The organism is Variovorax xiamenensis (assembly GCF_050916385.1).
GTDB lineage: Bacteria > Pseudomonadota > Gammaproteobacteria > Burkholderiales > Burkholderiaceae_C > Variovorax.
The window spans coordinates 5,320,815-5,345,399 of sequence record NZ_CP139038.1; the positions used below are offsets into that span (position 1 = coordinate 5,320,815).

The following is a 24,585-nucleotide window of genomic DNA, read 5'->3' on the forward strand; positions in this document are numbered from 1 at the left end:
GGCAAACCGGCGCTGATCGTCTCCATCCGGGCGGAAAGCCGGACCCCTGCATGCTCTGGCGTCAAACTGATTGCAATCTGACGCAGCCGTAAGGGGAATTACGTACGAACGGTCCGGCGAGTACCCCGAGATCGCACAGCAGGCGCGGCCGCAGCGGCCCGGACCATGCCGATCCATCGTTTTCCCTGATTCACCGACAACGCCGATACCGCCGAGGGCGGCGTGGTCCCCGGCCGCGTCAGGTCGGCTCGACCACCGCTTCCCTCGCGACCGCCACCGCCGGCCGCGTGCAGCGCCAGGCCACCAGCGCACCGATGCCCAGGAACAGTGCGGCGATGAAGAACGGCGCACCAGGCAGGCGCGCCGGCGCATCGGTGCCGATGAAGTAGCCGAAGCTGCCGGCGAACATCGCGGGCCCGACGATGCCCGCCACCGACACCAGGCTCGTCAGCGCACCCTGGATGCGCCCCTGCTCCGCCGCATCGACCTGCCGGGTGACCAGTGCCTGCGCGGCCGGCCCGGCACAGGTCAGCAGGGTGCCGAAGGGCAACGCGAGCATGAAGACCCACGCGGCATCGGCCACGCCGTAGATGACGAAGCCGAGCACGCCGCAACCCAGCCCGAACAGCAGCGCGAGACGCTCGCCGAAGCGCTTCACGCCCGGCCCGATCAGCAACACGTTGACCAGCACGCTGAGCACGCCCACCAGCCCGAGCACCCAGCCCACGGTGTCTTCCTTCCACTGGAACTGGTGGTCGGCGAACAGCACGAAGACGCTGGGGTAGACGTACTGCGCAAGGTTGATCAGGAAGATCACCGCCGCCAGGCCGAACACCTGTGGATAGCGCTTCAGCAACACCAGCGAGCCGATGGGGTTGGCATGCGACCAGTCGAGCTTCCTGCTGCGTCCCTCGGGCGGAAGCGATTCCGGCAGCACGAACAAGCCGTAGCAGAAGTTGAGCATCGTCAGGCTGGCCGCGAACCAGAACGGCAGGCGGGCGTCGATGTGGCTCAACTGGCCGCCGAGCACCGGCCCGATCACCAGCCCCACGCCGAAGGCCGCGCCCACGATGCCGTAGCTCTTCGCCCGTTCTTCCGGCGACGTCACGTCGGCGATGTAGGCATTGGCGGTGGTGAGGCTGGCCGAGAACACGCCCGACACCACGCGGCCGATGAAGAGCCACGGCAGGCTGTCGGCCAGGGCCATGAACACGAAGTCGACCGCCAGGCCCAGGCACGACAGCAGGATCACCGGCCGCCGCCCGAAGCGATCGGACAGCGCGCCCAGCACCGGCGAGCAGACGAACTGGATCGCCGCGAACGCCGTGCCGAACACCGCGATCCAGTACGCCGCGGTGGCGGTGCTGCCGCCTGCGAGGCGCTCCACCAGATGCGGCAGGCCGGGAAGGATCAGCCCGAACGCCAGGAAGTCGATCAGCACCGTCACGAAGATGAAGACGAGCGCGGCGCGGCGCACGCGCGGTGCCTGCAGGGTCGAGGTCATCGCCCGCTCCTCAACCGCTGCGGCTCAGGTACTTGCCCACGCGCGGGCGCGCCTCGCGGATGCCGCCGAGCCGGCCGAGCAGTCCGTCGAGGCAGCCGACCAGCAGCGCGATGCTCTTCCTGAGCCTGTCGCGCTCGAACATCAGCATGGGCAGGATCTGCTTGAGCGTGTAGACATTGATGAACAGGATCGCCGGAAAGGCACGCATGTGCGCCAGCGAGAGGTCGAGCGCGTTGCGCGAGATGTAGTAGCGCCGCACGGCCGGGTAGTTGATGAAATGGATCTTCCAGCCGAACAGCGACCTGGCCTCGATGTCGCCGATCTGGTGGCGCAGCACCACCTGCGGATTGAGATAGAGCGGCACCTCGCTGCGCAGGGCGCGCATGCAGTAGTCGGTATCGACGTGGTCGATCACGTAGCGCTCGTCGAAGCGGCCGACCCTGGCCCAGGCGCCGCGCGAGATCAGCGAGCCCGAAGAGATCATGAAGGCGCAACGGACCAGCGGCTCGGTGAAGGGCTTGCTCAGGTCGAACTGGTAGACGCGCTTGCCCTGCAGGCCGAACTGCGGAATCAGCGCATCGAGGTTGGTGTCGTGGACCAGCGGGCCTATGAGGAAGGCCGCGTCTTCCCGGCCTTCGCTGCGCCCCGTTTCCTGCGCCGTCGCCGCGGCCTGGCACATGGCATCGAAGTAGCCGCTCGGCAGCACCGAATCCTGGTCGAGCAGGAAGAACAGTTCAGCGCCCTGCTCTTCGAGCTTCGCGATGCCGCGGTTGAAGGCACCGGCGATGCCGCCGCGATTGCCGTTGTGCAGCACGGTGATGCCCGCTTCGACCAGCGCGCCGTGCCAGTCGCCCGCCTCCGGCGTGTTGTCGACCACGCAAAGACGCTGGCATGAGTGCGCGAGCGAATGGAGATTCGTCAGTTGCCCGTCGGTGGGGAAGTACGTGACGACGACGGCACCGAACGAAAAGGACATCGCGGCTTCTCCGGGGTGGTAGAGGGCTGGGGCATGGGCCCGAACCGGCGCGATTCTAGGTATCGAAACGCGTGCCGATCCGCCATCGGACACACCGGAATGCGGGTATTGCGAAAGAACAACGCGAGCGGGACTGCGAAAGTTCTAGTCCGCATCGAAGCGGACGCGAAACCCCGGCAACGCAACAGCCTCAGCTGCTTTCCAGGCTCCAGTGCACGCGCGAGAAATCGCCGATGGCCAGGTCCTTCTCGTGGATGCTGAAGGTGATGGTGCCGGCATCCCAGAAGCAGAAGCCCGGCTTGCTGTCGGATCGCAACGTCAGCAGGTTCACCCACTCCTCGGGCAGCCCGCCTTTATCGCGCGAGGCCTGCTCCTGTGGGTTCTCGTGCTGCGTGAACACGTGGGCGTTCATCAGGTGCGCGCCGTTCCTGCCCTCGCCGTCGCCGCCGAACTCGGCTTCGAGGGCCCAGTAGGCCTCCTGCTGCCCGTCGTCCTTGTCGATCGCGAGCAATGCGGAGTCCTCGCCGCTCAGGCGCCCGCCACCGGCGTTGTAGAGATTCGGCAGGGAAACGGTCGCGTCGATGCGGACCTTGAAGCCTTCGTGCGCATCGCCCACGCCACAGCCGTCGGAGAACTCCCCGTCCTCGGGCCATGCATGAGGCAGGAGTGCGGACGCGGGTGCATCCGAATGCAGGACGCGCACGCCATCGCCCTCCTCCTGGCCTTCGCCGAAGAAGTAGAGGCGGCCGGTGCGCGGCAGCCACGACTGCAGCGCGGCGATCTCCGCGAGATCGATCTGCGCGTAGAAGCGCCAGAGCCTTCCATCGGTGCTGGGGTAGTCGATGCCGGGCGGCAGGTCGGGCGTGCCGCCGATTCGCGTGCTGCCCGGGGTCGCGTAATCCTCGGACTGCGTGGTGCACAGGCGCAACGCCTGGCGCGCGTTGCGCCGCAGCGGCCCTTCGTAGTCCGTGAGTCCATGCCGCGCGAGTGCATCGCCGAGCAGCGCCACGTGCCGCGGGCTGCTGCATGCCATGAAGGCTTCCCGGTCGACCGCCACCTCCACGTCGGGGCGGTAGCGGATGTCGCGGAACAGCGCTTCGTTCTTCTTCTCGATATCGACTTTCGCGATGTTCTGCAGCGAGGCAGGCAGCGACTCGAACGGGTTCCGGTTGATGCTCAGCAGCTCGAGGGCCGGCAGCTTGCCCACCGACTCGGGCAGCGTGGTGAGCTGGTTTCCGTCGAGCAGCAGCCTGCGCAGCTTCGCGAGTTGGCCGATGCTGTCGGGCAATGCCTCGATGCGGCAGTGCTGAAGCGAAAGCACCTCCAGCTGTTCGAGCGCCCCGAGGTCTTCCGGAAGGCGGGCGAGATAGCGGGTGCGCAGATACAGCTCGCGCAGGCGCGTCAGCTTGCAGAAGGATTCGGGCAAGGCGGTGATGGCCGTCTCGGGTGTGCCGGTCCACAGGTCTTCCAGCGACAGGAACTCGAGCTGCGTGAAGCGCAACAGCTCGTCGCGCCAGCGGGCGTCCCAGGGGCTGACGAGCAGGCGGCGCACGCGTTCGGGCGGTGCGGCCATTGCCTCTTCGAAGCTGCTGTACGTGTAGGGGCGCAGCTGCACTTCTCCCCGCGCGCAGTTCCACACCACATGCACCGCGACGCCTTGCTCGTCCGTCTCGTAGTCGTGCCGCAGCAGGCCGTGCATCTCGATGCGGTCGGGCCGCAGGTCGATCTCGCCGAAGAAGCGCGTGCCGAAGGCGAAGCCTTTCTCCCACATGTAGAAGCCGTGCGTTGGCTGGTTCTTCAGGTAGCGCACCCGCCGGTGCGGCGCGTCGTGGTTGTCGTGGAAGTGGAAGGTCGAAGACCAGAAGGAAGGAGCGATCTGCCCGGGCGCCGGGTTGTCGGAGCCCTCGGGGTCGAAGGGCGGCGCGTGCAGCGTCTTGTCGAAGGCGACGGGCCGCGCCTTCAGGTTGAAGGACATGCCGCCGTCCTCGAAGAGGACTTCCGTGTCCGGCGCGAATTCGAACGCGTACTTGCCGATCTGGAACTGGTTGCTGGACATCGTGAGAAAGGCTCCGCCCGGAATGAGCACGCGAGCCTATCAGCCGCCGCGGCCGGCTTTCTTCGTCCCGGACGACGCGGCGTTCCGCGTGGCCTGCTCGCCGGGCTCGAAGCCCGTCGGAAGACCGAGGCGCATCGCCAGGTGCGCCGCGTCGTAGGGCGCGCGCACCTTGGTGTCGTTGTCGAAATAGCAGTAGACGTCGTGCCTGCCTCGCCGCGCGCCGACATCCGAAGCCAGCCGCGCATCGCGCACCTGCCGGCCCTGGCTCCATGCCTCGATGCGGGCCGCCCAGCGGTCGAGCGCCGCGTCGCCGTATCCGCTGGCGTAGAGCTGCAGGCATTGCCATGAACGCCGCTGCGCCCGCGGCAGGTTTCAGCGTGCTGCGCCGGCCTTCGCGCCCTGCGGATAGCGAACATCGGTCAGGCAGGCGCGCAGCCAGCCGGTGTCTTCGGCGCCGAGTTCGGCTTCGGCATCCAGCTTCGGCGCATCCGTGGGTGCCGAAGCGGCACGGCCGGGCTGCAGGTTCCAACGCGCGCCCGGCCTGCCGGAGCCGTCCGGTTCTGGGCACGGGCTGCCGCCTTCGGAACCATCGCCGCATATCGCCACGGTTTCGAGCCGGCCCCGGACGACGTTGCCGACCAGGCGCGTCTGGTAGTAGCCGCCGCTCGCCCAGTCGTCCTTGAGCGTGCAGACGCGGTCGCGGTGCTGGTAGCTGCGGTCGCTGAAGCAGCCGTAGCTCAGCTGCTGGCCGCCGGGCAGGAAGTCGCACGAGGTCGTGAAGCCCGCGAACGGCCCGCCCGTGAACTGCGCGAGGAACTTGCGCTGCTCCTGCGCCGTTTCGAGCAGGCGCGGCACGGCACGGTCGGCCTTGCCGGGTTCGCTCAGCATGCGGGTGCGGCGGCGCATTTCCTGCAGGAGGCTGCGCGGCAAGGCCGCTGCGTCGGGCGCTCCCGGGTAATCCATCGGCGTATCGAAGCGCACGTCGCGGGCTTCGATCCAGCGCTTCTGGCTGCGCCCCAGCATCGCGCGCAGCTCGGCGTCGTTGCCGGCCTGCTGCATGACGGCGGCGTAGGCCTTGCCCATCTCCGCGTCGGCGGCCTTGAGCTTCGCGTCGGCACAGATCATGTGCTCGACGCGGTTGCCGGCCTTCCTGCAGTCGATCGCGTGCGCGGAGCCTGCGCCGGCGACGAGCAGGGCGATGCAGGCGGCGTGTATTGCGGCGTATTTCATCTGTCTCGATCAGCGGCACTTGACGTCGTAGCCGACGACGTCCGGAAGGCCCTTCTCGCCGGCGGTGACGAGCGACAGCGCTCCGGCCGGGCCGGTGTAGCTGAAGCTGCAGTAGGCAAGGCCCGTTCCGGCGCAGGACTCGACCTCGACGATGCCGCGCTTGATGAAGCCCGCCTGCCGCGATTCGCCGTCCGGCTTGATGCGCACGGGCTTCCAGCCTTTATCGGCCAGCGCCTTGCGCGCCTTGTCGATCGGCATGCCGTAGACGTTCGGCACCTTCGCCTGGCCCTTGCAGACGGACTCCTCGTCGGCCAGCTTGCCCAGGCGCACGGTGCCGTCGGCCTCCACGCGCAGGTCGCCCACCGGGGAGCCGACGATGTCGCCGTCCCACACGCGCACCGTGCCGCCTTCGAGCGCGGTCAGGTTGCCGATGGCCGTGTCTTCTGCCGACTTGCCGTAAGCCAGCGCGACGAGCTTGTCGCCGTCGAACACGGCCACGTTGCCCTGGGTGATGTTGCAGGTGCCGCTGGTGCCGGCTTCCATCCGGCCGGCGAAGCTGATGGCGCGGTAGGCGCCCAGAGGCACGTCGGCCATCACGGCCCAACCCTGCGCGGCCACGAGCCTTGCCGCCGCCGATTTCGGCTGGATCACGCGCCACGGGCAGCCGTCGCGTTCACTGGCGCTGCCGCCCGCCTTGGGCAGGCTGGCGATCGCCTTCATGCGGATGTCCTTCAGGTCGGATTGCACGCGCGGCGACGGCGCGGCGGTCTGCGCCATTGCGGGCAAGACCAGTGCGAGGCCGAGTGCGAAACCAGCGCTGCGCAGGATATTCGATACCGCAAAAACAGAGGAACGGGAGAGAAAGAGCATGGCGGGAGATCAGAAAAAATGGCAAAAAATGAGCTGGATGGCGTTGCTATTTCGAATCGGCAGGAATTATCACTACGGATCGCAACGTTTACATGTCTTCCCGGCACTTAAAGTGAAAGAAGCTACTCCGGGTATCGATTGCCGATACCCAGAGATGCCCGGAACGGCGTGGTAGCACGGAAATCCAACAAGTCAATGAAAAATCAAATTATTTTTCAGCCATCATTGATATCAAAAAAGTGATTACAACTTATATCTGAATGAGGAAATTAAGATTAAAGTGTAAATACATAATTCAAATAGTATCTTCATATTACTATTCGAATGCATGGCTCAATTTAAAATTCAAATAAATTCAACAAAATGACTCCTAAATGAGACATTAAAGACAGCGCACATCCATTCATTCCATAAGATTTGTTTGCAAAAAAAATAATTTAAATATTGCACAGGGAGCCCGAACGGTTTTGGCCGTTCAACGACCTTTGAATGGATGGGACGGGGCTCATGAACAAGACTTATCGTTCGTTGTGGAACGAATCCCTAGGCGCCTGGGTAGCGGCGTCGGAAATCACTTCCTCCGGAGGAAAACGCAGCGGAACCCGCGTGGACGCCACCTCGGGCGGCGCCCTCTTTCTCCCCCCGTCGGGACGATGGCGCACAGGACTCATGACCGCGCTGATGGCGCTCGGCGCAATGGGCGCGGCCTCCCTGGCGCAGGCGCAGGCGGTGGATTGCTCGGCATCGCCTTTCAACCTGTACAACGGCACCGCCTCGTGCATGGGCTTTCAATCGAAAGCCTCGGGAATCGGGGCGACCGCATTGGGTTCGCTGGCGACCGCGGACGTCCTGGGCGGACTGGCGGTCGGATACAACGCCCATAGCGCCGCGCAGAACTCCATTTCCCTCGGTTTCCAGGCCTACAGCCTGGGCGCCAACTCCATTTATCTCGGCGCGCGCACCGCGGCGGGAACGGGTGCGCTGACCGACGGGGCCATCGGTATCGGCACGGACGTGACGGCGAGCAACACCAACACCGTCGCGGTGGGCACCCACGCAGTCGCCAGCGGGGAGAGCTCCACCGCCGTCGGCTTCGGCTCGAACGCGAGCGCATTGCGCACCGTCGCCGTCGGCTTCCAGGCAACCGCGACAGTGCTCGATGCCGTCGCCCAGGGCACCCGCGCCCAGGCGACCGCCCAGAACGCGGTGGCTGTCGGCTTCCAGTCGGTCGCTTCCGAGCTGAACTCGGTCTACATCGGCTCCCGCACCGTCGCGGGAACGGGGTCCACGGCGATCGGCGCCATCGCCGTCGGCACGGACGTGACGGCATCCAAGGACAACGCCACGGCCATCGGCTTCCAGAGCCAGGCCACCGCAGGCAGCGCGGTGGCTCTCGGCCCGACCGCGGTGGCCTCCGGCGCTTCGGCAATGGCGATGGGCACCGGCTCGGCCGCGAGCGATACCAACGCGGTCGCGCTCGGCGCGGCCGCCCGGGCTACCGCGGCGGGCGCAAGCGCCCTGGGCACCTTCGCCAATGCCGCGGGCGTGAACTCCACCGCTGTCGGGGTCAGCTCGACGGCCACCGGCCAGCGTGCGTTCGCGGGCGGCTGGGGAGTCAACGCAACAGGCACCGATTCCGCGGCCATCGGCACATTGGCCAAGGCGGCAGGAATCAGTTCGGCAGCGCTCGGCAACCTCGCCAACGCTTCTGCGGATTTCTCGCTGGCCATGGGCAACCAGGCCCTGTCGAGCGGAGTCGGCTCCGTCGCGGCGGGGTCGGGAGCCAACGCCGCGGCCGACGGGACCGTGGCAATGGGCAACAACGCCGCCGCAACCGTCACCCGCGCAACCTCCATCGGGTTTGGCTCGGCGGCGAGCGGCCAGAACGCCACCGCGGTGGGCGCGCTCGCAAGCGCCTCCGCGGCGCAGGCAGTCGCCATCGGCAACAGCGCCAAGGCCTCCGCGGCCAATGCGATCGCGATGGGCACCAGCACCGTCGCCGATTCCGCGGATGCAGTCGCCATCGGCAACAGCTCGAAGGCCACCGGCGGCAAGGCGGTGGCCATCGGCTCCGGCAACGTCGCCAGCGGCAACGGCGCGGTGGCCATCGGCGACCCGAACACAGCCACCGGCAACGGCGCCATCGCGAACGGCCTGGACAACACCGCCACCGGCGATGGCTCGGTGGCGATGGGCAACACCAACAAGGTCGGCGGCGGCGGCCAGGGCGTGAGCGTGCCCGGCACCCCGGCGCAGGGCGCGGTCGGCATCGGCTACCAGAACACGGTGGTCGGCCAGGGCAGCGTCGCCATCGGCAGCACGAGCAAGGCACTCGCGGCGGGCGCGGTCGCGTTCGGCGACACGGCCGTGGCGAACAACGCGCGCGACGTGGCGCTGGGTTCGGGCTCGGTGACGGCGACCGCAGTGGGCACGCCCGGCGTGACGATCAACGGCAAGGCCTACACCTTCGAGGGTATCAACCCCACGAGCACCGTCAGTGTCGGCACGGCCGGCGCGGAGCGCACCATCACCAACGTGGCGGCCGGCAGGATCTCGCAGACCTCCACCGACGCGATCAACGGCTCGCAGCTTCTCGCCACCAACCAGTCGATCGAGAACCTCAGCACCACCGTCACGGCCAACAAGACCAAGTACTACAGCGTGAACTCCACCGGCGGCGGCAACGAGGACAACCTCGGCGCGACAGGCGCCGATGCCATCGCCTCGGGCAAGAACGCGACGGCGGGCGGAACCTCGGCAGTGGCCATCGGCCTCGGTGCCACGGCCGCCGACGCCAACAGCGTGGCGCTGGGCTCCGGTTCCGCGACGGCGGCGGCGGTCGGCACGCCGACCACGACCATCAACGGCACGACCTACAAGTTCGAGGGGGTTGCGCCCATCGGCACGGTCAGCGTCGGCTCGGTGGGCTCGGAGCGCACCATCACCAACGTGGCGGCGGGCAGGATCTCGCAGACCTCCACCGACGCCATCAACGGCTCGCAGCTGTTCGCCACCAACAGCGCCATCGAGAACCTCAACACCACCGTCATCACCAACAAGACGAAGTACTACAGCGTCAACTCCACCGGCGGCGGCAACGAGGCCAACAACGGCGCGACGGGAGCCGATGCCATCGCCTCGGGCAAGAACGCGGCCGCGGCCGGCACGTCGGCGGTGGCCATCGGCCTGGGTGCCACTGCCGCCGATGCCAACAGCGTGGCGCTGGGCTCCGGTTCCGCAACGACGGCGGCGGTGGGAACCGCCAGCACGACGATCAACGGCACGACCTACAAGTTCGAGGGGGTCTCGCCCATCGGCACGGTCAGCGTCGGCACGGTGGGCGCGGAACGGACCATCACCAACGTGGCGGCCGGCAGGATCTCCGGCACTTCCACCGACGCCATCAACGGCTCGCAGCTCTTCGCCACCAACCAGTCGATCGAGAACCTGAGCACCACGGTCACCGCCAACAAGACCAGGTACTACAGCGTCAACTCCACCGGCGGCGGCAACGAGGACAACCTCGGCGCCACGGGCGCAGACGCCATCGCGTCGGGCAAGAACGCCAGCGCGACCATCGACGGTTCCGTCGCCATCGGCTCGGGCGCCGTGTCCGACCGCGCGATCGCGGCCGGCACCGGCAACATCCCCGCGGGCAGCGCGCTCATCCCGTTCAACACGGCCGACCGCACGCTGCTGGGCGCCCTCTCCGTCGGCAGTGCCACCACCTACCGCCAGATCACCAACGTCGCCGACGGCACGCAGGCGCAGGACGCGGTCACGGTGCGCCAGCTCAGCGGTGCGCTGCAGTCCTTCGCGGTCACGCCGATCAAGTACTTCCACGCCAACTCCGCGGCGGCCGATTCGCTGGCTATCGGCACGGAGTCGGTGGCGGTCGGCCCGCAGACGGTGGTCAACGGCAACAACGGCGTGGGCATCGGCAACGGCGCCGTGGTGCAGCAGAGCGCGCCGGGCGGCATCGCGATCGGCCAGGGCGCGACCTCGCACCTGGCCGACTCCATCGCGCTGGGCACGCAGTCGTCCGCAGCCGCGGTGCAGGGCGTGGCGCTGGGCGCCGGCACCAGCGTGACGCAGGCCGGCGGCGTGGCGCTGGGCGCAGGCTCGGTGGCATCGACGGCCGCGGGCGTGGCGGGCTACGTGCCGCCCACCGCGACCGACGCGCAACGCATCGCCATCGGCGCGACCACCAGCACGCTGGCGGCCGTGTCGGTAGGCAATGCCGCCAGCGGCCAATTCCGCCAGATCACCGGCGTGGCGGCTGGCACGGCCGACAGCGACGCGGTCAACGTGTCGCAGCTGCGCGGCGTGCAAGGCACGGTGGCGGCCATCGACCAGTCGACCGTCAAGTACGACACCAACGTGGACGGCTCGGTCAACTACAACAGCGTGACCATGGGCGGCAGCAATTCCACCGGCCCGGTCACGGTGCACAACGTGGCGCCGGGCGTGGCGGGTACCGATGCGGTGAACGTCAACCAGCTCAACGCGACCAGCGCCGGCCTGAACAACCGCATCAACGCCATGGGCGACCGTATCGACGGCGTCGAGAAGAACGCCTATGCCGGCGTGGCGGCCGCCATGGCGCTGCAGATGCCTGGCAGCTACGTGCCGGGCAAGACGGTCATGCGCATCGGCGCGGGCTCCTTCAAGGGCCAGAACGCCGTGGGCGTGAGCTTCCGCCGCACCGCGGAGAACAACGCCTGGAGCATCACCGGCGGCGTGGCCACCAGCCGTGCCGGCGTGGGCGCCACCGTCGGCGCGGAATGGGTCTTCAACTGAAGGGAAGGCGACACAGATGAACCGGACGAACCCCATCATGAACAAGCCTCTTCGCCCCAGGGCCCTTTTCACCGCTTCCGCGATCTGCATGGCCGCGCTGCTGGCCGGCGGCTGCGCCAGCTACTCCATCACCCCCGAGATGCAGGCCCGGGCCGCCGCGGAAAACCCGGCGCCGCCGAAGGACGAGGACTTCCCCGTGCCGGGCTCGGCCACGTGGAAGCAAGGCGCCTTCCCGAGCCTCGAGGCCCTGCGCGCCATGCGCACCGGCATGGGCAAGGACCAGGTGCGCGAGCTGCTGGGCTTTCCGCACTTCAGCGAAGGGCTGGGCGGCGTGCGCGAGTGGAACTACATCTTCCATTTCCGCACCGGCGCCGGCCCCGAGTACCTCACCTGCCAGTACATGGTCCGCTTCAACGCGGACGTGCTGACGAACGGCATGTACTGGAAAGGGCCCGGCTGTGCCGACCTGCTGCGGCCGCCGCGCGTGGCGGCCGCGCCCGTCGCCATCGCCCAGCCGGCGGCCCCGGCCACGAGGACCACCCTCGGCGCCGACGGCCTGTTCCGCTTCGACGGCCGCTCGCTGTCCGACCTGCTGCCCGAAGGACGGCGCAGGCTGGAGGCGCTGGCAAGCGACATCAGGAGCAGCGCCGGCCCCGTCGAGTCGATCAGGATCACTGGCCACACCGACCGGCTGGGCACCAGTGCCTACAACCAGGCGCTCTCGCTGGCACGCGCCGGGACCGTGCGCGACTACCTGGCGCAGTCGGGCGTGCCGGCGCAGGCCATCCAGGTACAGGGCAAGGGCGAGTCGGAACCGAAGGTGCAGTGCGCGCAGACCCGTCAGACGAAGCGGGCCGAGCTGATCGACTGCCTCGCGCCGAATCGCCGCGTCGAGGTCGAGGTGTTCGTGCGGCGATGAATGCCCGGGCGGGAGCCGGGGGTGCGCAATTCGCTGCTACGCTTCGCGCCAGCGCCGTTGCCCGCCCCACTCCCTTGGCTCTCGCATTCATCGTCCCCCTGATCTCGATCGCATTCGGCATCTTCCTCATCGTCTCCGGTGAGGAGCTCTGCCACTACGGGTGCTGGCTCGACGTGGCCGCGGACTGGCTGCTTCCCGCGGCCCTCGACGGCGCGTCGGGCGGGCTCCCGTTCCTCGTCATAGGCATCGCGCTTCTGGCCCACCTGCTCTGGAAGATGTGGAAGCGCCGCTAGGCGCTGCCCCATCCGCCCCCGAGCGCCTTGTAGAGATTGACGAGGTTCACCGCGTCCTTGAGCTGCAGCTCGATCAGCTGCTGCTGCTCGGCATAGAGTTCGCGCTGGGCGTCCTGGCTGGAGAAGTAGTCCTCCAGGCCGCTGCGGAAGCGGGTGCGCGAGATGCTGGCCACCTTCTCGAGCGACTGCACGCGCAGCTGCTGCGCCTCCAGCTGCGGGCGCAGGTGGTCGCCGGCGATCAGGGCGTTGGCGGTTTCGCGGAAGGCCACCTGCGCCGCCGACTCGTACGAAGCCATCGCGGCCGCAAGCTTTTCTTCGTTGCTCGTGATGTTGGCCGAGCGGCGCCCCCAGTCGAACAGCGGCAGCGACACGCCGAGCACGCCGGCCCAGCTCCTGTTGCCGCTGCTCAGCAGCGTCGACAGTTCGTTGCTGACGCCGCCCGTCAAGGCGGTCAGCGAGATGGTCGGCAGCATCGCTGCCCTGGCCGCGCCGATGCCCGAATTGGCCGCTTCCACGCGGGCCCGCGCCGCCAGCAGGTCGGGCCGGCGCTGCAACAGGCTGGAAGGCAGCCCCGCCGCCACCGACTGGGTTGAGCGCTCGGGCCAGGGCCGTGCGGAGCCGGTGTCGGGCGGCACGGGCTGGCCCACCAGCACGTTCAAACCCTGCAGGTCCTGGGCGACGCGCATGCGGTACTCCTCCTGCCGCACGCGGGCGTTCTGCTGCAGCGACTGCGCGCGGTAGACATCGAGTTGCGCCGCGCCGCCCACAGCCTTGGCGCGGCCGATCATGTCCGCGTTGGCCGACAGCGAAGCCTCGTTGGTGTCGGCCAGCGCGAGCAGCGCACGGTCGGCACGCAGCGTGAGGTACGCGTTGGCGATCTCGCCCACCAGGTTCATGCGCGCCGCCGCGTAGTCCTTGTCGCCGGCCTCGGCCAGCGCGCCGCTTTGCTGGGCCGTGCTCTGCTGGCGGCCGAAGAAGTCGAGCTCGTACGACATCACGCCGGCCTGGACGTCGAAGCTGTTCGACACCCGCCCGTCCGACGGAATGTTCCCCACCGGGCTGAGCGAGCCCTGCGGCGTGGTCTTCGCGCGCTGCGCGTTGCCCGAGAGCCCCAGCTCCGGGAACAGCGAGGCGCGGCTTCCCGCGTAGACCGCTCGCGCCTCGCGCGCACGCGCCGCGTAGACCCGCAGGTCGCGGTTCTGGCTCAGGGCGGTGGTGATCAGGCCGCGCAGCTCGTCGTCCTGCACGAAGCCGCGCCAGTCGGCGGGCTCCGCCGAGGGCACCGTCGTGCCGGCAGGCCAGCCCGACGGCACCGTCAGGTCCGGCTGCTTGAGCGGCGGCGTGAGATTGCAGCCGCTCGTCACCAGCAGCACGCACACCGCCAGCACGAGGAGCGACAGCCGCAGGAACATGCGCACGACACCGGCCCCCGGCGAGCCGAACCCCGCGCTCGCGAGCAGCGCGGAGGCCGCGCCCCAGGGACGCACCTGCACGGCGACGTGGCTCGGGGACACGTTGAAGACATGGCTCACCAGCTGCTCGCGCTGCGCCTCGGTGGCGGCGAAGCGCAGCTCCGCGCTCGCGCGCTTGCGACGATCGATGAAGGCCGGCAGCCAGCCCACGGGGTCGACGTACACCTCCAGCGGCTGCCCCACGCGCATGCGCTTGAGCAGCGTGCCGCCTTCGATCAGGGCGCCATCCGCGGCGATGTTGACGAAGCGCGAATCGCCCTCGCCCGCCGCCGTCCGCACCCGCGTCGCGACGCGCCACGGGAATCGCTCTTCGCCATCGGGCCTCGGCAGGTCGACGCAGGCGATGAGCGCGCCGAGGCACAGGATGAGCGCGATGCCGGTCCACACCAGGTTGAGCTCGTCGCCCGGCGCGAGCGCCGGCCCGGTCATGATGGCCGTGGCGCCGCCCAGCTGCAGGGCGACCAGCAGCCCGCCGAACACGGCGACCAGCTTCCAGTGCACCACCGTCTTCGAGCGGTCCAGGCCCTTGGCCGTCACCTTGAACGGATGGCCGAAGGGCTTGAGCATCGCGCTCAGCAGCGTGCCGGTGACGGCCATTGCCGCCACGAGCTGGCTCACTTCGCTGAACACCGGCAGGCAGCGCCGCTGGCTGATCCAGTAGCTGTAGGCCCAGAACATCATGAGCGGCGGCAGCCCGTAGGCGGCGAAGGCCTGCGGCGTCGCATGGAAGGCCGACACGCCTGCATACCAGTACAGCGCGGGCGCCAGCATGATCAGCGCCATGAAGGGCTTGCCCAGCCAGTGCAGCAGCCCGTGCAGGAAATGCAGCCGCGCCGAAAGGCTGTAGCCCTTGCCGCGCAACGGCCCGTGCTGCAGCAGCGCGAGCTGCACCGTGCCCAGGCACCAGCGGCTGCGCTGGTTGATGTAGTCGACGATGCTCTCGGCCGAGAGGCCGTTGGACAGCCGCTCGCCCAGCCAGCGCGTGATGTGGCCGCGCCGCAGCAGCAGGTAGGTGGTGTGGATGTCCTCGCACACGCTGCCCACCGGGAAGCCGCCTGCGGCGGTGATGAGGTCGCGGCGCACGATGAACGAGGTGCCCACGCAGAAGGCGGAATCGACCGCGTCCTTCGCCGGCTGCAGCACGTCGAAGAACACGCGCTGCTCGTCGACCCAGCTGTCGGTGGCGCGCAGGTTGTGCTGGATGGGGTCGGCGTTGTAATAGAACTGCGGCGTCTGCACCAGCCCGACCTTCGGGTCGTCGAAGAGCCCGAGCATGCGGTAGGCGATCTGGCGGCGCGGGGCGAAGTCCGCGTCGAGCACCAGGATGAAGGGCGCGTCGGTCACCCCCGCCGACAGCCGCAGGCCGTTGTTGAGGTTGCCGGCCTTGGCGTGGCTGTTGTCGGGCCGGCGCGCATAGTGCACGCCCCTGCGCTCGCAGTAGTCGCGCAGCCAGTCACGCCGGGTGTCGTCCAGCACCCAGACCGCCAGGCGCGGGTAGTCGATGGCCTGGGCCGCGATGATGGTCTTCTCGAGCACGGCCAGCTCTTCGTTGTAGGTGCAGATGAAGACGTCCAGCGCCGGCACGTCCTGGCCGCGGCCGCGCAGCGAGGCCTCGCCGCGATCGGCGAGCGGCCGGTTGTCGCGGCGCCGCATCAGCATGTGGATGGACATCAGCGTGTAGACGATGGCCGTCATCTCGAAGAACAGGAACACCCACGCGAACAGGGTTTCGAAGCCGAGGTCCGGGGGCGGCATGGTGGCCGTCACGCGCCATACGGCGTAGCGCATCAGCAGCAGCGCGGTCAGCGCCCCGAACAATGCGCGGTGGGCCGTGCGCTCGACGCGGCCCCACGTCATCAGGAGAAGCGCGAGCCCCGCCACGAGGGCGTTGAGCTGGAACTCCGGCGTGGCGATCAGGTGGGACATGATGGGATGGCTCCTGCTGCGGCGGTCTTGCCGGTGAATGGGTTGAAGCCGTTGGCGGCCAGCGCGATCCACGCGGTGGCGCCGAGGTGCGGCCAGTGGTAGTAGAAGAAGTCGGCACCGGGCGAATCGGGCCCGATGGCAAGCCCCGTGGAAATGCGTGCGCCGGGCGTGGCGTAGTACAGGCCGTTGCCCGCGCGCTGCGATGCCAGCAGTTGCCACAGCGCATCGGGCGCCGAGCCCTTGCTGGCCACCAGCGTGGCGGCGAGCTGCGCGCTGCCCTCGGTCCAGATGCCGTCGGGGTTGCGCGAGAAGCCGTAGCCCTCGCCGGAACGGTGGTGCTTCTGCGCCCAGTCGAGCGCCTTCATCCAGCCGCAGGAACGCTCGGTCGCCGCCAGCAGCGGCCACAGTTGTGCGTCGAGGCCCGAGCCCTCGGTGGAGACGGTCGCGCCATCTTCCCTGGTGCCGATGTGAAAGCGCTGCTCCGACGGGTTCCACATGCGGGCGACGAAGTCGAGCGCGGTGCGTGCCTGCCGGCGCATGGCGTCGTCCTGTCCCCCGGCTCCTCCTGCTCGCGCGGCCCATGCGGCGGCCACCGCGATGTCGATGTTGTGCTCGGTCGACTTCCAGGTCTGCGGGCGCTGGGCGTTGTCCCAGCCGTACCAGCCGCCGTTGTAGCCGTCGGGGTCGTTCTTCGCGCGAGTGCGCTGTTCGATCCAGCCGAGCAGCTTTCGCGTGCCCGCGAGGTAGGCCGGCGAGGGCTCGGCCTGCGACAGGTTCAGCAGCAGCAAGGCAGCCCAGGCCACGTTGCCGGTGGCGGTGCTCACCTGGTAGGCGTCGGCGATCCACTGCTTCCTGCCCTCGTCCCAGCGGCCGGGCAGCGCGGCCTTGTCCTCGGTCATCGGGCCGGCGCGGTAGGCGTTGCGCACGCGGCCGTCGGAGGCGTTCGGATCGCGCTCGATGGCGCGCACGATGGCATCGCCGATGCGCCTGGCGGAAGCCGCGTCGCCGCATGCCAGCAGCGCGATGCCGGCGAGTGCGTTGTCATAGGTGTAGGCGGCGTCGACCAGCGCCGGCTCCAGGGGTGGCGAGCCCTTGTCGTTGCCCGTGGTCCGGTAGCTCGCGAGGAACAACGGGCCCGTGGTGGCGCCCTTCTGTGCGTCCTTCACCGCTTGCCGCAGGCCTTCGCAGCTTTGCTGCGCAAGGCGCTGCTGCAGTTGCGGCTGTGACTGCTGCTGGGCAGAGGATGCCGCGGGCAAAGCCAGCGCCAGCGCGGCAGCCATGCAGGGCGCGAGGGCCCGCAGGATTGGAGGGGCTCGCATGGCTCTTCTTTCGTCGCCCCGGTCATGACCGCAGGCTGGCCGTGACCACCTTGCCCGGCGCGCAAAGATTGCTGCCTTCCACGGACTTCTGCGCCGCGCCGCCCTCGATGTCGGCCACGGCGTAGATGGAGCCCTGCTCGGCGAAGGGGAAGGGCACGCTGTAGGTGCTCTGCAGCGCATCCGATGCAACAGGCAGCAACTGCTGCACGCGCGCCGGCATCGCGGGGCCGTTCTGGTCGAGCTTCACGTCGAGCATCGAACCGATGCTCAGCCGCTTGGCCACCCGAGCCGGAAACACCGCCACCACGCCCAGCCGGCGGCAGTCGGTGACGCGCACCAGCGACGCGCCCGCCGTGACATACGCGCCTTCAGGCGCCAGCACGGTGTGGACCTGGCCCGGCTGCGTCGCCTTGACTTCGTAGGCGGAGAGCTTCTCGACCCGCTGGCGCTCCTCGTTCTCCAGTGCCGTCACCTCCTTCAGCTGCGAGAGGATGGCGGATCCGTCCTGCTTGGCGCGGTTCACGCTGTTGCGCAGCACCTCGCGGCGGCTCTCCAGCGTCTGGAAGATGCTGTTGCCGCCGGTGCCCACGAAGGCGCCCTGCCCCGCGCTGGCCACCGTCTGCGCCTGGCCGGCGAAGGCCTGCTCCGCCACCGCGGCGTTGGCGCGCGCCGTGTTCAGCTGGGCTTCGGACGCATTCATCACCTGCTCGCTGATCGCGCCCTGCTCGAGCAGCGCCTTGTTGACCTTGACCTTGTTCTCCTGCTCGTCCACCACGCTGTGCGCAACGTCGCGCTGGCGCTGCGCGATCTGCCACGCATCCCAGGCCTGCGCGAGCGAGGCCTCGCGATGGACGTTGGCTTCGTGCCCGACGAACTTCAACTCCTGGTTGTCGGCCTTGAAGTGGTTGCCCAGCTGCGAGAGCTGGCTCTGCAGCGCGAGGCGCTGCGAGCTCAGGGTGGTCAGGATCTCCTGGTTGATGGTCGGATTGCGCACCGTGGCCACGACGGTCCCCGGCTCGACCGCGTCGCGCGCATGCACGACCATCTGCGTCACCACGCCGTTGATCGGCGAGGTGATCAGCCCCACTGGCGCCTGCAGCACCGCCCGGGTCGCCTGCGAGGACAACAGCGGCTGGACCAGCGTCGAGACCATCAGCCACAGCACGAATGCCAGCAGGCCATAGGCCGCCAGCTTGGGAACGAAGGCCCCGCGCTGCCGGGACCGGCCGCGCGGACCGGAAAGCCGCCGGGCCGTCGCGTGGCCCACGACCAGCGGGCGCCTGGAGGGAAGAAAAGACCGGAGTTTCGAAGCGTGCATGACCACCCCTTTTGCGGCGGACGTGCGCCGCTCGGAACACCGGGCGCCCATCCATTGGTTGAAAAGACTTGCGCACCGCGCTCGCGAAGCTCGCGGTCATCGGGACTCGCGCCATCCGCTTGCTGCAGTGCAATATCAAGGTACGGCGGATGCCCGTTTTTGGCTGCATCGGAGCGAAACAATGTGTGCAAACTTCACATTTCGGCCACAGCGAGGTCGGGCGAAAGTCCTACAAAGCCACGGGAAGTGGCGCAAGCCGCGATGAGCCGGCGCAGCCGCTAGGCAAAGACGCAATCGGCATGAGGCTCCACAGGGAGCCGCTGAAAACGCGATGCCGATACGCCTCGAAACAGGCCCTGAAGGCCAGGGCGAGGCGGCGGGAGATTCAGTAACGTTACTGACCGATCTCTCCAATCATGAACAACACGAAGCCGGCTTCGCGAGGGTGCCCGGCTTCGGAATCGCTGCAGCACTCCCTCGACTCCGTCGGTGCGAAGTGAAGTCGTCCGACACGACCGCCCGCGACAACAGCCCAGATTGATTCTTTTCTGGAGGCCGCCATGTCCGGACCTGACCTGAAGAAACTCATCGCCATTGCCGCAGCCTGCCTGGCCGTGGCTCACGCAGGGGCGCAGCAGGCGCCGCTTCCGCTCCCGGCGGAAATCGACGCGACCAAGCCGGGCACCCCGAAGGGCGAAGGCAATGCACAGAAGGCCGCCGAGGAAGCAAGACTCGAGGCGATCCACCGCGCGGCCCTCAAGAAATGCGACGACCTGAAAAGCGCCGAGAAGGCCGCCTGCGCGGCACGGGCCGATGCGGAGAAGGCCAGGGGCGGTGCGAACAGCGACGCGCCTCTTCCCGATGCGCCTTCGGCCGCGCCGCCCAGCGGACAACCTCCAACCAGGAGTACGAAATGAGCAGATCGCCCGGTCACCGGAAGCATCCCGACCATCGGGTTCGCGAGACCCGGATGCAGCAACCCGTGGAGGTCGAGACCGAAGGCGTCGTCATCGCCACGTCCAACGACGTCGTGAAGGTCGACGAAGACCACGCCCCCGTGCGCTACTACTTCCCCCGCTCCGACGTGCGGATGGAGAAACTGGCGCGCTCCACGACAACCACCGAATGCCCGTTCAAGGGCACTGCGAACTACTACAGCCTCGACCTGGGCGAGCGGCAGCTGGAAGACGCGGTCTGGAGCTACGAAGACCCGTACGACGAGCATCTGGGCCTGAAGGCGAGGCTTGCGTTCTACGACGACAAGTACCCCGAGATCCACGTGCGGGTCGCGCCCGGCGGATAGCCATAGGCCCGCGAAGCCGATCCACGGCGCGCGCTCAGAACTTCGTTGCCGCTCGCGGCCGCTGTTCCTCGTCGGCGCTGCTTTCGTCATCGGCCGTCGCGATGCGCAGCCGCGCCTGCTCATGCCTGAGCGCGAGTTCGCCTCGTCGCTGGAGCGACGAGGCGTCGTCCTTGCCCTGCTCGTCGTCGAAGTCGACAAGGAACTGCGACTCTTCGAAGCTGAGCCCGTGCAGCACTTCCTGGCTCCTGGCATTGATGGCCAGCAGGCCGTCCGCCAGCAGGCGGGCGCGCCGCTCGTTCGACATCCGAAGCATCTGCATGGGGAGTTTCTTTCGTGGTCCACGCCATTCGCCATGCTCGACGACGCGCCGCCGGAGTCGGTCGGAAGGCGCAGAACGTCGACGTGAGAACTGTCCGGCACGACGCCGCGCGTCAGCATGCACTGACGGCCGTGCCACCCAGCGTCCTATCGACGCACCGGCCGTGCTTTCTAGTCTGGACTTCATACGCCGGACAACCCGAGCGAGCGAGCCGACCGACAACCCGTCCGGCTCTCCCGAACTCCCTGTGTGCAACGAGCGCCGGCGTTCCAAGGAGATGGACATGAAGAAACTCATCTACAGCTGCTTTGCCGCGACCTGCCTCACGGTGCTTTCGGCCCATGCGCAGATGAACGCGCCCGCAACGACGACACCCGCCGCCGACCCGGCGGTCGCCGAACTCAAGGCCGGCCGCGACAAGATTTCCGCCGACTACAAGACCGACCGCGCAGCCTGCGACGCCATGAAGGACAACGCCAAGGACGTCTGCGTGGAAGAGGCCAAGGGCAAGGAAAAGATCGCCAAGGCCGAGCTCGACCAGAAGGTCAGGCCCAGCGACAGCGGTGCCCGCAAGGTGGCGGAAGCCAAGGTCGAGGTGGCCTACAGCATCGCCAAGGAAAAGTGCGACGACCAGAAGGGCGACGCCAAGTCCGTGTGCGTGAAGCAGGCCAAGGCCGACGAGGAAAAGGGCAAGGCCGAAGTCAAGGCCATGAAGAAGTAGGACGGCCTTCCTTGAAGCTCCTGAAAAACGACGTGGAACTTCCGTTGTCGTGCCGGCAATGAAGGCGCAGGAGCAGCGGCCCGACAGCGGCGAACGCGAAGAGCGCCGCGTCTTCGCCTGGGGCATCGTGGCGGCGGTGATCGCGCTGCTCGGCGCGCTTGCGTACTTCCACGTGCTGCAGAAGCGCTTCGAGGTTCCGGTGGAACTGCCGACCACGCCCACCGCGCCGGTCGCGCCCGGCGAATCGTCTCCGGGCAGTCCGTCGCGCGGCAGATAGCCCTTCGCCTCGCATCGCGGCCCGTGACACCACCGGCTTTGCTGTGGTTGTCCTACACATCGGCCGCGGCAGCGGACTAGACCCGTGCATGTGCGGTCGGAGAAACGTACGACACCTGCATGCGGCCGCATTCATTTCATTCTCAGGAAAAGGATTCCAGATGCGAAAGATCAACGCAGTGATGACCCGCGACGTCGAAGTCATCAGCCCCGATGCGACCATCGCCGAAGCCGCGCAGCGCATGCGCGACGGCGACTTCGGAATGATGCCGGTGGGCGAGAACGACCGCATGGTCGGAGCGATCTCGGACCGCGACATCGCCGTGCGCGGCGTGGCCGAAGGACACGACGGCAATGCCAAGGTACGCGACGTCATGTCGGACGGGATTCGCTGGGCCTACGAAGACGACGTGGTCGACCACGCGGCGCAGATCATGGCCGAGCACCAGGTCAGGCGCCTGCCGATCGTCGACCGCGACAAGCGGCTCGTGGGCATCCTGTCGCTCGCCGACGTGGCGGTGAAGGAGCGCAAGACCAGGCCGGCCACGGAAGCGCTCTGCGGCATTTCCCAGCCGGTCGCGGCCTGAGGGCTTGTGGCACGGGATTGCATGGCGTCGCGTCGATGAACTCCGCAGCGATGAAGAAAGCCACGCTGGCGGCCTGCACCACCGCGATGCTTTGCTGTGCCGGGTCTCTCGCCGCCCAACCGGCTCCCGGCCAGCGCGCCCCGGCCGTTGAAGGAGATTCGCGCTCGGGCTCCGATCCGGAGATCGTCGTGAAGCCTCCCTCCAACGCAGACCCACAGCTGGCCAAACCTGCCCCGCCCACCAAGGATCAGGGCCTGATCCAGAAGCCGCCTCCAGCCGATGCGGCATCAGGCGATCGCGACAAGCCCCGCGCCAAACCAGCAGTCCCTCTCCCTCACCCGCATCGCGACCGCTGCAAGGGTTCCGCCGAGGACTGCAGGCGATGAAGCGCTTCGACCCCAGGAGTCCACGCAGATGAAGTTCAAGGTTCTCAACAAGCAGCCGGAGCGGACCATCGCGCTGGTCTTCGACAAGGGAGACGACGTCGTTCCCATCCTCGAGCAGTTCGCGAAGGAGCACGGGCTCTCCGCCAGCCGCTTCAGCGCCATCGGCGCGTTGCGGTCGGCGCAGCTCGGCTACTTCGACTGGGAGCGCAAGGACTACGACCGGATCGTCGTGAATGAGCAGGTCGAAGTGCTATCGCTGAACGGCGACATCGCGCTGGACGGCGACAGCCAGCCCAAGGTGCATGCGCATGCGGTGCTGGGGCGGCGCGACGGCGGCACGGTAGGTGGTCACGTGCTGCAGGCCACGGTGCAGCCGACGCTGGAGGTTCTGCTGATCGAATCGCCCGGCTATCTGCGCAAGACCTGCGATCGTGAAACGGGCCTGGCCCTGATCGACATCGACGCCTGAAGGCGCGCCCTGCTCCCGCTCACTCTTCGTCCTTCTTCGGCTTCCTGGACTGGATGTCCCCGGTCCACGCGGCCACGTCTTCCTGCGTCATCGCGCTTGCCGGGGTGAGGCGCACGTCCGAGTAGCCCATCTGCTCCACATCGGGCAGGTACTGCTCGCGCGAGAGCAAGGTGCCGGCGCACACATGCTCGTCAAGGTGCGGCGGCTCGCGCATCTCGTCCGCCAGCCGGCCGATGAGGCGGGCGACCAGCCATGCGGGAATGCGGTGGCGCTCGCCCGGATAGATGTAGCCGAACAGCGTCACGTGGGCCAGCAGCACCCGCCAGTGCTGGCCGAAGCGCTCCAGCAGGCCGGCCCAGTCCAGCCGCTCGGCGCAGGCCAGCATCAGGTGGGCGATGTCCCCGCCGTCGTAGCGCTCGCGTTCCATGATGAAGGCCTTCGACAGCAGGCAGTCCTCCGCGTTGGCGACGAGCACCGGCACGCCCAGCACCTCGGCCCGGCAGTTGCCGCGGAACCAGCGTTCGTCCACGGGGAACAGGCCATTGCCCGAGTTGAAGATCAGGTCGATGAACTCCTGGCCGTCATGCACCTTGGCCAGCCAGTGCGGATGGCTCATCTCGGCATGCCAGCCGTACTGCGCCAACAACTGCGCGATGCGCTCGTAGTCTTCGCGGCGGATGAAGAGATCCAGGTCCTTGGTGGAGCGGCGGATGCCCGTGTAGCAGGCTTGGGCGAAGGTGCCGCCCACGAGAAACGGAATGCCCGCGCCGCTCATGGCGCGCAAGGTCTGCCGGTAGAAGCCCGCCACGCGAGGATCGATCTCCTCATCCAGCGAAGGCGCGAGAGCGGGAGCATCAGCGGCGACAGCTGCGGGGTCCATGCGGGCAGCGTAGGTTCGGCAAACCGATGCAGGCCCGGCGCGAACGGCCTCATCGGGCGTCGGTGAGCACCTACAGCCGCAGCGGGATGAGGCCGATGACGGCAACCCGGGCAGGGGCGCAGCCTGACTTGGTGTCGCTCGAATCGACGAATCGACGATTGGACCGAAGCCATGCCTCATCCGAAATCCTCTTCCTACGTCCGCTTCGCCGCGGTCGGCGATCTCCATGTCCATCGCGACTCCGCCGGCTCGCTGCAAGGCCTCTTCGCGCAAGCCGCCGACGAAGCCGACGCACTGCTGCTGTGCGGCGACCTGACCGACTACGGCACCGCGGAGGAAGCCAGAATCCTTGCCGGGGAGCTGAGCAGCGTCTCCGTCCCCATCGTCGCCGTTCTGGGCAATCACGATTTCGAATCCGGCACGCCCGAGCGGGTGGTCGAGGCGCTGGCCCAAGCTGGCGTTCGCGTGCTCGACGGCTCCATCTGCGAGATCGAAGGCGTCGGCATCGCGGGCGTCAAGGGCTTCGGCGGCGGCTTCGGACGCGGCTCGCTCGGCGCATGGGGCGAGCCGGCGATCAAGCTCTTCGTGCAGGAGGCGCTGAACGAGGCGATGAAGCTCGAATCGGCACTCGCCAAGCTGCGCACCCGGCGTCGCATCGCGCTGCTGCACTACTCGCCCATCGTCGGCACGGTTCAGGGCGAGCCGGTGGAGATCTTTCCCTTCCTTGGCAGCAGCCGGCTGGAAGAGCCGCTGTTGCGCTACCCGATGGACGCGGTGTTCCACGGCCATGCCCATCGCGGCACGCTCGAGGCTCGCACCATCAACGGCGTACCGGTCTACAACGTGGCCAAGCCGCTGCTGCAGCGCAGCCGGCCCGAGATGCCCCCGTTCTTCCTTTATGAGCTGCCTCGCGAGGCGGCTGGGGAAGAAGCGCTGGCGGCAACGTAGGAAAACTGCGTCG

At 68.1% G+C, this 24,585-nt stretch carries 20 protein-coding genes and 1 pseudogene; 10 read left to right on the top strand and 11 right to left on the bottom strand.

Annotated elements, in window-relative coordinates; all coding sequences use genetic code 11:
- Window positions 1–238 precede the first annotated feature (238 nt).
- The 6 genes and pseudogenes from SFB74_RS24225 to SFB74_RS24250 form a co-directional block, all read right to left on the bottom strand.
- The gene (locus SFB74_RS24225) at window positions 239–1,504 is read right to left on the bottom strand and encodes a TCR/Tet family MFS transporter (protein ID WP_432726862.1); all 1,266 of its coding nucleotides are present in this window, start codon (window positions 1,502–1,504) and stop codon (window positions 239–241) included.
- A 10-nt stretch (window positions 1,505–1,514) separates the two neighbouring features.
- Window positions 1,515–2,480, bottom strand: a complete 966-nt coding sequence (locus SFB74_RS24230; RefSeq protein WP_432726863.1) for a glycosyltransferase family 2 protein — start codon at window positions 2,478–2,480, stop codon at window positions 1,515–1,517.
- Between the two features lie 190 nt (window positions 2,481–2,670).
- Window positions 2,671–4,536 carry a DUF1963 domain-containing protein gene (locus SFB74_RS24235; RefSeq protein ID WP_432726864.1) on the bottom strand — a complete coding sequence of 622 codons (1,866 nt, stop codon included), beginning with the start codon at window positions 4,534–4,536 and terminating at the stop codon, window positions 2,671–2,673.
- A gap of 39 nt (window positions 4,537–4,575) precedes the next feature.
- A pseudogene (locus SFB74_RS24240) lies at window positions 4,576–4,869 on the bottom strand (DUF72 domain-containing protein); the annotation flags it as partial.
- A 39-nt stretch (window positions 4,870–4,908) separates the two neighbouring features.
- Entirely contained in the window at window positions 4,909–5,766 is an 858-nt protein-coding gene (locus tag SFB74_RS24245) for a lysozyme inhibitor LprI family protein (RefSeq protein ID WP_432726865.1), read from the bottom strand.
- Window positions 5,767–5,775: 9 nt separating this feature from the next.
- Window positions 5,776–6,543: a PASTA domain-containing protein gene (locus SFB74_RS24250; RefSeq protein ID WP_432726866.1), complete on the bottom strand. Its 768-nt coding sequence runs from the start codon at window positions 6,541–6,543 to the stop codon at window positions 5,776–5,778.
- 600 nt (window positions 6,544–7,143) lie between these two features.
- Between SFB74_RS24250 and SFB74_RS24255 the strand changes: the two genes are divergently transcribed.
- The 3 genes from SFB74_RS24255 to SFB74_RS24265 all read left to right on the top strand — a co-directional run bounded on the left by SFB74_RS24255 (window position 7,144) and on the right by SFB74_RS24265 (window position 12,648).
- Complete coding sequence (locus SFB74_RS24255) at window positions 7,144–11,436, top strand: ESPR-type extended signal peptide-containing protein (RefSeq protein ID WP_432726867.1); 4,293 nt, start codon at window positions 7,144–7,146, stop codon at window positions 11,434–11,436.
- 37 nt (window positions 11,437–11,473) lie between these two features.
- Window positions 11,474–12,355: an OmpA family protein gene (locus SFB74_RS24260; RefSeq protein ID WP_432726869.1), complete on the top strand. Its 882-nt coding sequence runs from the start codon at window positions 11,474–11,476 to the stop codon at window positions 12,353–12,355.
- Between the two features lie 74 nt (window positions 12,356–12,429).
- Window positions 12,430–12,648, top strand: coding sequence for a hypothetical protein (locus SFB74_RS24265; protein ID WP_432726870.1), 219 nt, complete (start codon window positions 12,430–12,432; stop codon window positions 12,646–12,648).
- Here SFB74_RS24265 and SFB74_RS24270 read toward each other — a convergent pair.
- The 3 genes from SFB74_RS24270 to SFB74_RS24280 are packed head-to-tail and all read right to left on the bottom strand — an operon-like array spanning window position 12,645 to window position 18,683.
- On the bottom strand, window positions 12,645–16,046 hold the full coding sequence (locus SFB74_RS24270) for an efflux transporter outer membrane subunit (protein WP_432726871.1): 3,402 nt from the start codon (window positions 16,044–16,046) through the stop codon (window positions 12,645–12,647). The two genes, SFB74_RS24265 and SFB74_RS24270, sit on opposite strands and share 4 nt — an antisense overlap.
- Entirely contained in the window at window positions 16,034–17,365 is a 1,332-nt protein-coding gene (locus tag SFB74_RS24275; RefSeq protein ID WP_432726873.1) for a hypothetical protein, read from the bottom strand. Before SFB74_RS24275 ends, SFB74_RS24270 begins: the two co-directional genes overlap by 13 nt.
- Before the next feature lie 22 nt (window positions 17,366–17,387).
- Entirely contained in the window at window positions 17,388–18,683 is a 1,296-nt protein-coding gene (locus SFB74_RS24280) for an HlyD family secretion protein (protein WP_432726874.1), read from the bottom strand.
- A 560-nt stretch (window positions 18,684–19,243) separates the two neighbouring features.
- Here SFB74_RS24280 and SFB74_RS24285 point away from each other — a divergent pair.
- Together SFB74_RS24285 and SFB74_RS24290 are read left to right on the top strand one after the other, a co-directional pair.
- Window positions 19,244–19,600: a hypothetical protein gene (locus SFB74_RS24285; protein WP_432726876.1), complete on the top strand. Its 357-nt coding sequence runs from the start codon at window positions 19,244–19,246 to the stop codon at window positions 19,598–19,600.
- On the top strand, window positions 19,597–19,986 hold the full coding sequence (locus SFB74_RS24290; protein ID WP_432726877.1) for a DUF427 domain-containing protein: 390 nt from the start codon (window positions 19,597–19,599) through the stop codon (window positions 19,984–19,986). Before SFB74_RS24285 ends, SFB74_RS24290 begins: the two co-directional genes overlap by 4 nt.
- Before the next feature lie 34 nt (window positions 19,987–20,020).
- On the opposite strand, the gene SFB74_RS24295 is transcribed toward SFB74_RS24290, so the two are convergent.
- Window positions 20,021–20,305 carry a hypothetical protein gene (locus SFB74_RS24295; protein WP_432726878.1) on the bottom strand — a complete coding sequence of 95 codons (285 nt, stop codon included), beginning with the start codon at window positions 20,303–20,305 and terminating at the stop codon, window positions 20,021–20,023.
- Window positions 20,306–20,588: 283 nt separating this feature from the next.
- Between SFB74_RS24295 and SFB74_RS24300 the strand changes: the two genes are divergently transcribed.
- The 4 genes from SFB74_RS24300 to SFB74_RS24315 all read left to right on the top strand — a co-directional run bounded on the left by SFB74_RS24300 (window position 20,589) and on the right by SFB74_RS24315 (window position 22,744).
- Entirely contained in the window at window positions 20,589–21,026 is a 438-nt protein-coding gene (locus tag SFB74_RS24300) for a hypothetical protein (protein ID WP_432726879.1), read from the top strand.
- 49 nt (window positions 21,027–21,075) lie between these two features.
- Window positions 21,076–21,303 (top strand): hypothetical protein, encoded by a 228-nt coding sequence (locus SFB74_RS24305; protein ID WP_432726880.1) that lies wholly within the window; start codon window positions 21,076–21,078, stop codon window positions 21,301–21,303.
- A 160-nt stretch (window positions 21,304–21,463) separates the two neighbouring features.
- Complete coding sequence (locus SFB74_RS24310) at window positions 21,464–21,889, top strand: CBS domain-containing protein (protein WP_432726881.1); 426 nt, start codon at window positions 21,464–21,466, stop codon at window positions 21,887–21,889.
- A 414-nt stretch (window positions 21,890–22,303) separates the two neighbouring features.
- On the top strand, window positions 22,304–22,744 hold the full coding sequence (locus tag SFB74_RS24315) for a PPC domain-containing DNA-binding protein (protein WP_432726882.1): 441 nt from the start codon (window positions 22,304–22,306) through the stop codon (window positions 22,742–22,744).
- 19 nt (window positions 22,745–22,763) lie between these two features.
- On the opposite strand, the gene SFB74_RS24320 is transcribed toward SFB74_RS24315, so the two are convergent.
- A complete protein-coding gene (locus tag SFB74_RS24320; RefSeq protein WP_432726883.1) occupies window positions 22,764–23,624 on the bottom strand; it encodes a nucleotidyltransferase in 861 nt (286 codons plus the stop codon).
- 171 nt (window positions 23,625–23,795) lie between these two features.
- On the opposite strand from SFB74_RS24320, the gene SFB74_RS24325 reads away from it, so the two are divergent.
- The gene (locus tag SFB74_RS24325) at window positions 23,796–24,572 is read left to right on the top strand and encodes a metallophosphoesterase family protein (protein WP_432726884.1); all 777 of its coding nucleotides are present in this window, start codon (window positions 23,796–23,798) and stop codon (window positions 24,570–24,572) included.
- The last annotated feature ends 13 nt before the right edge of the window (window positions 24,573–24,585 follow it).